Source organism: Streptomyces sp. NBC_01016, assembly GCF_026341035.1.
Lineage (GTDB): Bacteria > Actinomycetota > Actinomycetes > Streptomycetales > Streptomycetaceae > Streptomyces.
Genome location: NZ_JAPEOQ010000002.1, coordinates 3,592,439 through 3,604,995, shown reverse-complemented (window position 1 = coordinate 3,604,995; position 12,557 = coordinate 3,592,439). Strand labels below are relative to the sequence as shown.

At 72.1% G+C, this 12,557-nt stretch carries 9 protein-coding genes; all 9 read left to right on the top strand.

Annotation, left to right across the window (positions count from 1 at the left end; all coding sequences use genetic code 11):
- Positions 1-26: 26 nt before the first annotated feature.
- The 9 genes from OG746_RS43115 to OG746_RS43075 all read left to right on the top strand — a co-directional run bounded on the left by OG746_RS43115 (position 27) and on the right by OG746_RS43075 (position 12,551).
- On the top strand, positions 27-335 hold the full coding sequence (locus OG746_RS43115; RefSeq protein WP_266724720.1) for a sarcosine oxidase subunit delta: 309 nt from the start codon (positions 27-29) through the stop codon (positions 333-335).
- On the top strand, positions 332-3,196 hold the full coding sequence (locus OG746_RS43110) for a 2Fe-2S iron-sulfur cluster-binding protein (protein WP_266724718.1): 2,865 nt from the start codon (positions 332-334) through the stop codon (positions 3,194-3,196). The genes OG746_RS43115 and OG746_RS43110 overlap by 4 nt, the downstream gene beginning before the upstream one ends.
- Complete coding sequence (locus OG746_RS43105; protein ID WP_266724716.1) at positions 3,186-3,791, top strand: sarcosine oxidase subunit gamma; 606 nt, start codon at positions 3,186-3,188, stop codon at positions 3,789-3,791. Before OG746_RS43110 ends, OG746_RS43105 begins: the two co-directional genes overlap by 11 nt.
- A 13-nt stretch (positions 3,792-3,804) precedes the next feature.
- Positions 3,805-4,683, top strand: coding sequence for a formyltetrahydrofolate deformylase (gene purU, locus OG746_RS43100; protein WP_266724714.1), 879 nt, complete (start codon positions 3,805-3,807; stop codon positions 4,681-4,683).
- 112 nt (positions 4,684-4,795) lie between these two features.
- Positions 4,796-6,553 carry a trypsin-like serine peptidase gene (locus tag OG746_RS43095; protein ID WP_266724712.1) on the top strand — a complete coding sequence of 586 codons (1,758 nt, stop codon included), beginning with the start codon at positions 4,796-4,798 and terminating at the stop codon, positions 6,551-6,553.
- A 24-nt stretch (positions 6,554-6,577) separates the two neighbouring features.
- Complete coding sequence (locus OG746_RS43090) at positions 6,578-8,794, top strand: tetratricopeptide repeat protein (RefSeq protein ID WP_266724710.1); 2,217 nt, start codon at positions 6,578-6,580, stop codon at positions 8,792-8,794.
- A 96-nt stretch (positions 8,795-8,890) separates the two neighbouring features.
- Positions 8,891-10,366 (top strand): VWA domain-containing protein, encoded by a 1,476-nt coding sequence (locus OG746_RS43085; RefSeq protein ID WP_266724708.1) that lies wholly within the window; start codon positions 8,891-8,893, stop codon positions 10,364-10,366.
- Positions 10,363-11,283, top strand: a complete 921-nt coding sequence (locus tag OG746_RS43080) for a hypothetical protein (protein WP_266724706.1) — start codon at positions 10,363-10,365, stop codon at positions 11,281-11,283. Before OG746_RS43085 ends, OG746_RS43080 begins: the two co-directional genes overlap by 4 nt.
- Entirely contained in the window at positions 11,280-12,551 is a 1,272-nt protein-coding gene (locus OG746_RS43075) for an ABC transporter substrate-binding protein (protein ID WP_266724704.1), read from the top strand. The genes OG746_RS43080 and OG746_RS43075 overlap by 4 nt, the downstream gene beginning before the upstream one ends.
- Positions 12,552-12,557 lie beyond the last annotated feature (6 nt).

Below are 12,557 nucleotides of genomic sequence, written 5' to 3'. Positions count from 1 at the left end.
TAGGGACCTTCTGAGGAGACCGTGAGATGCAGTTGATTCCCTGCCCCTGGTGCGGGCCGCGCGAGGAGACCGAGTTCCACTACGGCGGCCAGGCGCACGTCGAGCACCCCGCGGACCCGCATGCGCTCGACGACGAGCAGTGGGCCCAGTACGTGTTCTTCCGCGACAACCCCAAGGGTCCCTTCGCCGAGCGGTGGGCGCACACGGCGGGCTGTCGCCGCTGGTTCAACGCCGTGCGCGACACCGTGAGTTACGAGTTCCTGACCGTGTACCCCGTGGGGCCCCCGAACCCGCTCGGCACCGGCACGCGAGAGCGCCAGGAGGCGACCGCATGAGCACTCCCTTCCGTACCTCCTCCGCCGCGTACGGGCGCATCGACCGCTCCACCACGCTGGACTTCGTCTTCGACGGGACGCCGTACACGGGGCACCCCGGTGACACCCTCGCCTCCGCGCTGCTGGCGAACGGCGTGCACCGGGTGGCGACGAGCATCAAGTACGGCCGCCCGCGCGGCATCCTGGCCGCCGGTGTCGAGGAGCCCAACGCGCTCGTGCAGATCGAGGCGCCGTTCCCCGAGCCGATGCTCACCGCCACCACGGTCGAGCTCTACGACGGTCTGGTGGCGCGCGGCCTCGGCGGCCAGGGGCGGCTCGCCGGTGAGCCCGATCCCGCTCGCTACGACGCGCAGCACCTGCACGCCGAGCTGCTGATCGTCGGCGCGGGCCCTGCCGGTCTCGCGGCCGCGCTCGCCGCGTCCGACGCCGGGGTCCGGGTCGTCCTCGTCGACAGCGCACCGGAGTTGGGAGGCAGCCTGCTCGGCACGCGGGAGACCGTCGGCGGCCGGCCCGCGCAGGAGTGGGTGGACTCGGTGACGCGGCGGCTCGCGGCGTCCGGGAACGTGACCGTCCTGACCCGCACCACCGCCTTCGGCCACTACGACGACAACCTCGTCCTCGCCCTGGAGAAGCGCACCGACCACCTCGGCGCCGCCGCCCCGAGCCACGTGTCCCGGCAGCGGGTGTGGCGCATCCGGGCCGAGCAGGTCGTGCACGCGACCGGCGCCACCGAGCGGCCGATCGCCTTCGACGACAACGACCGCCCCGGCATCATGCTCGCCTCCGCGGCCCGTACGTACCTGGGCCGGTACGGCGTCCTCGCCGGCCGCCGGGCCGCCGTCTTCACGACGAACGACTCCGCGTACGACGCGGTGCTCGAACTCGCCGACGCCGGTGTGGAGTTCGCCGCCGTGGTCGACGCGCGGCCGACCGTCCCCGCGCGGCTCGCCGGGGCGCTGGCCGAGCGCGGCATCCCGCTGCACCGCGACCATGTCGTCACCGGGACCAGCGGCGCCGAGCGCCTCTCCCGTGCGCACATCGCCCAGCGTTCGGCGGACGACGCCCGGCGGCACGGCGTCGACTGCGACGTGCTGCTCGTCTCCGGCGGCTGGAACCCGGCCGTGGCCCTGTTCAGCCAGGCGCGCGGGAAGCTGCGCTACGACGCGGAGCTCGCCACGTTCGTGCCCACCGAGGCGCTCCCGACCGTACGGACGGCGGGCGCCGCGGACGGTCTGCGCACGCTCGGGGAGTGTCTCGGCAGCGGCATCGCCGCGACGGCCACGGCGCTGGAGGCGCTCGGCGTCGCGGTCGCGCCGTTCGGCGTTCCGGCAGCCGCCACCGAACTCCCGTCTCCCAGCGCGGTGTTGTGGCGGGTGCCCAGCCCGCGGGACGGCGTGGACGGCACGGCGCAGTTCGTCGACCTGCAACGCGACGCGCTCGTCAGCGACGTGTTCCGGGCCACCCGCGCCGGGCTCCGCTCCGTCGAGCACGTGAAGCGCTACACCACCATCGGCACCGCCCACGACCAGGGGCGTACGTCCGGGATCCTCACCTCGGGCATCGTCGCCGAGGCGCTCGGCGAGGAGGTGGCGGATCTCGGCACCACCAGCTTCCGGCCGCCCGTGCAGCCCATCGCGTTCGCCGCCTTCGCGGGCCGCAACCGGGGCGAGCTGTTCGACCCGGTGCGGGTGACCGCGCTGCACGCCTGGCACGAGCGGCACGGCGCGCTGTTCGAGGACGTCGGCCAGTGGAAGCGGCCCTGGTACTACCCGCTGCCCGGCGAGACGATGGACGACGCGGTGCAGCGCGAGTGCCGCGCGGCGCGCAACGGCGTGGCCATGATGGACGGTTCGACGCTCGGCAAGATCAGCGTGCAGGGCCCGGACGCGGGTGAGCTGCTCAACCGGCTCTACACGAACATGATGGCCACGCTGAAGTCCGGCCGGATCCGCTATGGGGTCATGTGCGGCGTCGACGGGATGGCCATCGACGACGGCACGGTCATCCGCGTCTCGGAGGACGAGTTCCTCGTCACGACCACAACGGGCAACGCCGCCAAGGTCCTTGAGTGGATGGAGGAGTGGCTCCAGTCGGAGTGGCCGGAGCTGCGCGTCCACCTCACCTCCGTGACCGAGCACTGGGCGACGGTCCCGCTCGTGGGCCCGCGCTCCCGGGAGGTGCTCGCCGCGGTCGTCGGCGACGGCCTGGATGTCTCCAACGAGGCGTTCCCGTTCATGAGTTGGCGGGACACGGTGATCGCGGGCGTCGACGCCCGACTGTGCCGCATCAGCTTCTCCGGCGAGCTCGCGTACGAGGTCAATGTGCCGGCCTGGTACGCCACCACGGTCTGGCAGGCGCTGTACGACGCCGGGCAGCCGCTGGGCCTCACCCCGTACGGCACCGAGACCATGCACGTGCTGCGCGCCGAGAAGGCGTACCCGATCATCGGGCAGGACACCGACGGCACGGTCACCCCGCAGGACCTCGGCATGAACTGGGTGATCTCCAAGAAGAAGCCGGAATTCGTCGGCAAGCGCTCCTTCGCCCGGCCCGAGAACCAGCGCCCCGACCGCAAGCGGCTGGTCGCGCTGCTGCCCACCGACGAGCGCACCCTGCTGCCGGAAGGCGCGCAGATCATCGCCACCGAGGCGGTCCCCGCACCGCCGGTCCCGATGCTCGGCCATGTCACCTCCAGCTACCGCAGCGACGCCCTGCAGCGCACCTTCGCCCTGGCGCTCGTGCGCTCCGGCGCCGCCCGCGTCGGCGAGACCCTCTACGTCCCGCTCGACGGCGCCACCGTGCCGGTGACCGTCGCCGAACCCGTCCTCTTCGACAAGGAAGGAGCCCGCCGTGACGGCTGACGCCCCCGCCCCCACGCCCGCGCACACCCCCGCACGCATCAGCCCGCTCGCCGACTGGGCCCCGCGGCTCCCCTCCGGCCTGACCGCCCGCGAACTCCCGTACCTGACCCAACTGACGCTCCGGGTGACACCGGGCAGCGCGGCGGCCACCATCATCGAGAGGTACCTCGGGTACACGCTGCCCGACGCCTGCCGCGCCCAACTGGACACCGAGGTCAAGGCACTCTGGCTCGGCCCCGACGAATGGCTCCTGGTCGCACCCGCAGGTCGCGCCGAGGAGCTGACAGCCGGGCTGCGGTCGGCGATCGGCGAAGAGTTCGCCACCGTCACCGACACCTCCGCGCAGCGCACCGTCCTCGCCCTCGCGGGCCCCTTGCTGCCGGAGGTCCTGTCGCAGGGCTGCGCCCTGGATCTCGCGCCGGACAAGGCCGACGGGGGCGCCTGCCACACCACGTTGCTCGCGCAGGCCGGTGTCACGCTCGTGGTGCGCGAAGCGGGCCCGCGGGCGGTCTGGCTGCTCGTCCGGTCGTCCTTCGCCGGGTACCTCGCGGCGTGGCTCGCCGACGCCTGCACCGAGTACGCCGTCGAATGCTGAGGAGACACCTGCCGTGACCACCACACGCAGCGCACGCACCGACAGCGATCAGTACATCCTGACCCTCAACTGCCCGGCCCGCCCCGGCATCGTGCACGCCGTCACCGCGTTCCTGGTCGGCGAGGGCTGCGACATCACCGAGCACCAGCAGTTCGACGACACCGACAACGACACCGTCTTCCTGCGGACGAGTTTCACCGCGCCCGCCGGGACAGTACCGGCCCACCTGGAGGAGCGCTTCGCCGCCACGGCCGAGACGTACGCGATGGACTGGCGGCTGCGCGACGCGGCGGCCACACCCCGGGTGCTCGTCATGGTGTCGAAGTTCGACCACTGCCTTGCCGACCTGCTGTACCGGTGGCGCAGCGGCACCCTCGACGGGGACATCGCCCTCGTCGTCTCCAACCATCCCGATCTGCGCGAACAGGCGGAGCAGGCGGGCGTGGAGTTCCTGCACGTGCCGGTCACCCGTGACACCAAGGCGGGGGCCGAGGAGCAGCTGCTGCGGCTCGTGGACGAGCACGCCATCGACCTGGTGGTGCTCGCCCGGTACATGCAGATCCTCTCCGACGACCTGTGCAAGGCGCTGGAGGGGCGGGCCATCAACATCCACCACTCGTTCCTGCCGAGCTTCGCCGGCGCCAAGCCCTACCACCAGGCCCACGCGCGGGGCGTCAAGCTCGTCGGCGCGACCGCCCACTACGTCACCGGGGACCTGGACGAGGGACCCATCATCGAGCAGGAGGTGATCCGCGTGGACCACCGCCAGAGCGCCCGGGAACTCGTCCTCGTCGGCCGGGACGCCGAGCGGGTCGCGCTGGCCCGCGCGGTGAACTGGCACTGCCAGAACCGCGTCCTGCTGCACGGAAACCGGACGGTCGTCTTCAACTGAGACCAACCACGCGTCAGGACTCAAGTCAGTACGGGGGAAGGGGAATTACCAGAAAGCAGGAACTGCGGACGAAGCCTCCTGCACCACCCGTCCGGTGGGTAACGTGGACGGGATGACACAGCATCAGCACCACGACGAGCCGTGGCGGGTGCGGATCGACGACGTGAACGGGCAGTGGCACGGCGCGGGGGTCCTGCTCGACGACCGGTACGTGCTGACGTGTGCGCACGTGGTGAAGTACGCCGGCGGCACATCCGGCACGAGCGAGGCGCCCCAGCCCGCGGCGCGGGTGCGCGTACGCAGCGTGGCCTGTGTGCCGGGGTGGACGCTCGACGCCCAAGTCGTCGACGGCACCTGGGTGTACAAGGGCACGCAGCGCGGTGACGTCGCACTCCTCGAACTGGCCGAGGAGCCGGGGTGCGGGCAGCGCACCACGCTGTGGAGGGCGCCGATCTCCGGGGGCAGGGTCCGTGCCTACGGATTCCCGGCGAACGTACCGAACGGTCTCAGCGCCGACGCGGAGCTGGCCGGGTCGGGCGGCGCGGAGGGCGAGTGGGGTCAGCTCAAGAAGCTGGACCCGGACGGCCCGTGGATCGTTCCGGGGTATTCGGGCGCCGGGGTGATGGCCCTGGACGGGGACTTCGAGGACAAGGTGATCGGCATCGTCGTCGCCGAGTACCGGGACGAGAACGCCAGGGCGGCCTGGATACTGCCCACCGAGACGATCTTGTATTACGTGGACCGGATCAGGGAGTTCTGCGACGGCGAGCCCGGCATCGCCCTGCTCGGCGCTCCCGACAACGGCAACGGGACGGGCGACGCACTGCTCGAGGATCCGCTGCAGCGCGCGCTGACGAAGGAGCTGGCCGGGATGCTGAGCGGCGGCTCCTGGTCGGGCGCCGTCGTCCTGGTGACGGGACGGGCCACAGGACCCGGCTCGTCGTGGTTGGTGCGTCTCGCCCGTACCTCGGACGCGGCGGCCCCGCCAGCCGACGACCGGGGCGTTCGCTCCCGCACCACGGGCGACACCTCGCTCGGATTCGGCGCCGTGGACGCCGCGTACGACGCACGGGGCCGGTCGACGGACGAGGTGATCAAGTATCTCGTACGGCGTTTCGGAATCGCCCACCACACGGATTCCGCCCAGGAGTTGGTGCACGTCCTGACGCATCGGCGGCCGCCCGCCTGCGTGATCGTGGACGGCGTCGACCAGGCCACCGATCCCCAGCGGTTGATCTCCGACGTGCTGGCTCCGCTGGCGCGGCGGGCCCGCGCCCGCGGGATGCGGCTCGTCCTGGGCTTCGAGGAGCCACCGCCTCGCGACCTCCCGCACGACACGTCGCTCGATCCGACCCCGCTGTCCGGCGACGGATCGGAGGAGAGGGTGACTCCGGAAGAGGCCCTTGAGGCCGTCGACCGGCTCGCCCGGGTCGAGGAGCGTGCGGTGCGGGCGAAGCAGACGCCCGCGAACAGGTTCCTGGAGCCGCCGCGCCTGCCGGTGGCCCAGGCCCCGCGCCTGGCCGTCCGGCTCGCGGTGGCCGGCACCGCCGACCCTGGCGGTGAACTGGCCGCCGTGGCGCGGCACGCGCGGGCGGCCCAGGAGGCGCTGGCGCACTACACCGACGAGTTGCGGACGATGCAGAGCGAGCGCACGGAGCTCGGCGTCACCCTCGATCTGTACCGGGGTCGCGCCGCCCGGCTGATCGGCGAGGAGCACCGGGAGGAGGGGGACCTGGAGCTCGTGGAGCTGTACGCGGCCGCCGCGCGTGCCCTGCACGGCGTTCCCGTCGATCTCGCGGCGGCCAGGCGTCGCGTTCCCCGGTACGTCGCGGCGATCGACCGGCGCATCGAGGGCGATGCGGGGCAGTAGGGATACGTCAAGAGGGGTGAGGCCATGAGGGAGTGCAACCGTCCCGAATGCGGTGAGGGCACCATCAATGAGCACGGGTTCTGCACGGTGTGCGCCCTGGAGCCGCTGCCGCCCGAGCGCATGGGCCCGCCCGCCGTGGCGCCACCACCGCGCGTCGGTGTGCGCCGGGTGCGCCCCGACCCGTGGTACGGCCTCGCCCTGGTCGACGACCCCCAGCTGCACCGGGGGGCCACGACCACGCGGCCGACCGACGCGGGGACGCTCAACGAGTCGCACCGGTTCTGCGCGAACCCCGGCTGCGGGAAGCCCGTCGGACGCGGCCGGGACGGACAGGCCGGGCTCACCGCGGGCTTCTGCGCGTACTGCGGGACGCGCTTCGACTTCACGCAGATCGAAGGTCTCGTGATCGCGGACCGCTACGAGGTCAGGCAGCTGCTCGGACAGGGCTCCTACGGCGCCGCCTACCTCGCCTACGACCGCAGGCTCGGGATCCAGGTCGTCGTCAAGCAGCTGCGTACGTCCAAGTCGAAGTGGGAGCGCGACGTCCTGGTCGACCTCCGGCACGACGCCATCGTCCGCATCCTCGGCCACGAGGAGGAGGGCGAGGGCGAGCACCGCCGCAGCTATCTCGTCCTCGAGTACGTTCCCGGTTCCGCGCTCTCGGCACGTCCGGGGGACGAGCTCGCGGACCTGCTCGCGCACGGCCTGCGCATCCTGCAGGCCCTCGACTATCTGCACCACCGCGGCCTGCTGCACTGCGACGTGAAGCCGCTGAACATCATCCGCTTCCAGGAGACGACCACGGCACGCGTCCAGAAGAACGCCCCGGACCTCGCCCGTGACCGGGTGCGGCTCATCGACTTCGGGGCCGTGCGCACCACGGACGACACCTCACCGTTCGTCGAATACACGCCCACGTACGCGCCCGGGCCGGACGACGCGGAGTACACGATCGGCCCGACCCCCGGATTCGATCTGTACGGGTTGGGCGAGTCACTTCGGGAACTGTGCCGGGCCCATCTGGCCACCCCGTCGGCCCCTGGCGTGCAGGCGCTCACGCTGCTGCTCCAGAGGGCCACCCACGACGGCGGGCCCGACCGACGGTTCACCTCGGCCCGCCAGTTCGGCGAGCAACTCAGCGGTGTGCTGCGCCAGGTCGCCGCGGCGTCCTCGGTGCCCCGCCCCGTCCAGCGGGCGTCCGCACTGTTCGGACCGGTCGCCCCGACGCTGCACGGGGGCCTCGGAGCGGCCCGGCCGCTCGCCCATTGGACCGGCGCCGTACCACTGCCCCATTGGACCGACAGGGTGCCCGCGCAGCCCGAGCCGACGGACCCGCCGCCCCCACCGCACGAGGTACGCGCCCTGCTGCTGCCGCTGCCGCCACCGTTCTCGACACCGGGGGCGGCGGCGATCGCGGCTGCGCTGCCGAAGCCCGTACGGGACCCCGACGACCGACTGGTCACCGAGGACGTACAACACCAACTGGCGCTGTGCAGAAGCATGTTGGGTGCGGGCGAGGTCGAGGAGTGCGCGCAGGCACTGAAGAACGTACCGCTCCCCGCTGGGCACTGGATGCGAGCCTGGTACGCGGCACTGCTCGCGCTGACGCACGATCAGGTGAAGGAGGCGATCGCCCGCTTCAAAGAAGTACGTGCCGCGCTCCCTGGCGAACTCGTCCCCCACCTGGCACTCGGCCTGTGCTTCGAGCTCGACCGCAACCCTTCCTCGGCGAGGGCGCGTTACACCACCGCGTTCGACACCGCTCCGGCGCTCGGCGCCGCCGGCTTCGGCCTGGCCCGCGTCCTGCACAGGACCGGGGAGACGGAAGCCGCCGCCCGGGTCGTCGAGACACTGACGCACGAGCTCTCCTCCGAACAGGAGGCCCGGATCGCACAGTTCCGGCTCGGCGTCGCCCGTTACGAAGCGGGACTCGACAGCGGTGCGCAGCTGCGCGAGCAGTTCACGGCCCTGGACGTGGACGAAGCGGACCACGCGAGCCTCGGCGCGGAACTGGCCCACGCCCAATTCGTCCGCGAAGGCGCCCGGTTGGCCCTGTCCAGGGAGATACGCACCCTGGCGCGGCACGCCATCGGCGACCAACAGGCCAGAACCCTGGTCGACTTGGCCAATCACCTCCGACCGCCGCCCCGATGGCCGTGGAGCCCGCGCCGTCGCACGCGAGCGATCGAGCCCGGACCCCAGGGTGATAACTCCCTGCGCCTCAGCAGTTCCGGACAGTGACGGCAGACGCTAGGCTCACGCTGGTCCGTGCTGGGCATCCGGGGCAGGGAGGCCCACCGCACGGACGCTGTGTGCCATGCAGTCGGGGGGAGAGCGATGGGGAATACATCGCGTGGCCGGTTGACCTTCACGGTGGAGGTGGACGCGCCGGAAGACCTGGCCGTCGACGCGGCCCGCGCCGACGCGCTCCTCACCGTACGCGCCCGCCCCGCCGGCGAGGCCCCGGACCGCCCGGGGGACGAGAAGGCGGGGCACGGTCCGCGGCACGCCGAGGTCCTCATCATGGACCGCTCCCAGTCGATGGCCGCGAGCGGCAAGCTGGACGAGGCCAAGAAGGCCGTGTCGGCCGCGATCGACACCCTGCGGGACGGCACCCTGCTCGGAATCGTCGCGGGCGACCACGAAGCCACGGTGATCTACCCGCCCCCCGGTCGCCCCCTCGCACCGGTCGACCAGCACGTGCGACAGCACGCGAAACACCAGGTCGCCGCCCAAGTCGCCCAGGGCGGTACGCGGATCGGCCGCTGGCTCACCCTCGCCCGGGACCTCTTCGACACGTCGACGGGCTCGGACACCGTCTGCCACGCCGTCCTCTACACGGACGGCAAGAACGAGCACGAGACCCCGGAGCAGCTCGCGAACGCGGTGCGCGGCTGCGCCGACCGATTCACCTGTGACGCCCGCGGCCTCGGCGAGCACTGGCACCGCACCGCGATCCGCACGGTCACCGAGGGCCTGCACGGAAGCGCGGCCGCGGTGCTCGACATCCCCGACCTCACCGAGGACTTCGTCCGTCTCATGCAGGATGCCCAGCAGCTGGTCATACCGAGGATGTACCTCGCCCTGAGCCTCACCGACCGGTTCGACCTGGGTTTCGTGCGCCAGACCCGCCCCGTCCAGGTCGACCTGACGGACAAGCGCCAGGAGCGCGGGGCCGAGATCCACATCCCGCTCGGCGCCTGGGCCGCGGGGGCACATCAGTACCACGTGTCCGTGCACTTCGAGCCCGAGAGCCTCCCCTTGAACCATCGGGTGCAGGCCGCCACCATCACGCTGCGGACCGAACCCGCGGCGGGGCAGGCCGACCGGCCCACGTGCACCGACGAGCGCGTTCTGGTCGTGAAACGCCGGTCGAACAAGGCGTTCGCGATCCCGGTCTCCGCCAACCTCACCCGCGTGGAGGCCGAACGCGAACTCCGCTTCGCGATGCAGGACTGCGCCGACGCGCACGAGCGAGGGGACAGCGCGCTCGCCGACGCGAAGTTGCGGCAGGCGCTCGCTCTCGCCGAACAGCTCGGCGACACCCGCCGGTTGCGCCTCCTTCACGCCATGGCGCAGGACGGCCCCGACGGGAAGCCCGTCGTGCGGACCGGTGTCTCGAACGGGCAGATTCAGCAGATCGGCCTGGACGCGACGCATACCGGCCCCGTGCCCGACGACCCCGTCGACGCCGACACCGGACCCCGCCGCGACACCGGCGTCTGCCCGAACTGTCAGGGACCGCTCGTCGCGCCCGACGCGAAGTTCTGCGAACCGTGCGGCGCCAGGATCGGTCCCGAGGGGGCAGGTTGAGGACCGCGGCACGCGCCGTCCTGCGCACGCTCCACCCGGTGGTGGTCCTGCGGTGGATCCGTGTGGGCATGCTCGCCATGGTGTGCGCGGTCGCGATCGTCTACATCCTGGTGGCCACCGACGGAACGCAGCAGATCACCTCCGCCCGCCGCGTCGACGCGGCCGTGCACGACATCCGGTCGGCGCGCACCGCCGCACAGTCCGCCGACAAGGCGCTCGCCACGGCCGCGCGCACCGGGCAGCTGCAACTCATCGGCACAGGATCGGAGTTCGCCAACGCGACCGCGCGCATCAACACGCTGCTGACGTCGGCGGCCGAGGGCAATGCGGCAGGCACCGCGGGACGCTCCCAATTCCAGTTCGTCCAGGGCCAGTTGACGACCTGTCTGAAAATGGCGGCCGCGGCGGTCCGCGACTACCCGCGCAGCGGTGAACACGCGGTGGACGCCGCGCAGGGGACCCTGACGGCATCATCGATGCGCGACCCCGACACCGGGAAGCCGATCCCCGGCACCGGTGGCGTGCTCGCCTCCCTGGACGACCTGGAACAGCTGCAGACGTCCGGCCTCGACCGGCAACGCGGCGAGGGGTGGCTCGACCCCGTGCAGCTGTGGATGCTCGCCTGTGCCCCGCTGCTCGTGATGCTGGCCCTCACGCTGATCACCACGGTGATCCTGTTCCGGCACTTCCACCGCCACATCGGCCCGTTGCTGCCCGCCTCGCTCGCCGTCACCGCCGCCGTCACTCTCTTCGCCGCCCTCCTCACCGGCTGGGACGAGCAGCGCCTGGCGGCCCGTCCGACCGCCGGGGCTCCGCTCGTCATGGCCCTCGCCCTGCTGGCCCTCACCGGGGCCGGCGTCCTGATCTACTTCGCCTACCGGCCACGCCTCGCCGAGTACAGGTTCCCCCGCTCATGACGACATCGACCTTCCGACACCCGCGCCTGGCCTGCCTGTTCGCGGTCATGGGCCTCGTCATCGCCCTGGCGGGCTGCGGCGGCCCCGGCACCCGCGAGAGCGTGACGATCATGGTTCCGTGGACCCAGCCGCACGAGTTCCAGGCCTTCTACGGCCTCGTCAAGGACTTCGAGCGCTCCACCGGCATCCCCGTCGACGTCCAGGTCACGCGGGACCTCACCCAGCAACTCGACGCCTCGGTGCAGGCCGGTGTCCCGCCGGACCTGGCGGTGCTGCCGAGCGCGGCCGCCGTGATCCGGTACGCGGACACGACCACGGCCAATGGCGGCCGGTTGCGGTCCCTGGACAAGACGGTCGACATCGCGGACTATCAGCAGCCGTTCCGCGGTCTGGCCCAGGTGCACGGCGTCACCTACGCGGTCCCGGTCAAGGTCGACGTCAAGAGCCTCGTCTGGTACGACGAGCAGGCATCGGGCGCACCGGGCGACGACGCGACATGGCGCTCCGTCACCGGGCAGACCGACCTCACCTGGTGCCTCGGCCTCGAATCGGGTCCGACGTCCGGGTGGCCGGGGGCCGACTGGATAGCGGACCTGCTGCTCTCGGGCGCAGGAGCGGACACCTACGAACAGTGGGTCTCCGGCGAGCTGCCCTGGACGTCCGAGCCGGTGCGGCGGGCCTGGTCGGACTGGGCCGAGTCCGTGGGCCGGAAGGTACTGAAGGGCGCGGGCCGACGGGGCTTCGTCGCGGCGACCGGAGAGCTGGCCGAGAGTTCGCCGACGTGCCGCCTGGCCCACGGCGCCCGCTCGGGCCTCGCCCCGGCCCTCCAGAAGGACTCCCGGTTCACGTTCGCCGCGCCCGATGCCGGCCGGCCCATCGAGGTGTCGGGCGACTTCGTCGGGATGTTCAGCGCGCACAACCCCGGCGCCCGCCGGTTCGTGAGCTACCTGGCGGGCGCAAAGGCCCAGCAGGCCTGGGTGGACGCGGCCGGCTCCGCCGCCTTCTCCGCGCACCGGAAGGTGACCGATTACGCCCATCCGGTGCGGCAGCGGATCGCCGGGATGCTGCGGTCACGGGAGCACACCTTGTGCTTCAGCGCGGCCGACGCGATGAGCCCCGACGTCGCCGCCGCGTTCTTTTCCACCGTCCTCGACTACGCGGACGGGAGCGAGGACCCGGGCACTCTGCTCGGCAACCTGCAGCAGGTCCAGGAGAAGTTGGGCGGGACCGGGGTGCCGCGGCAGAGCATCTGCGCCATCCCGACGTGACCGCCA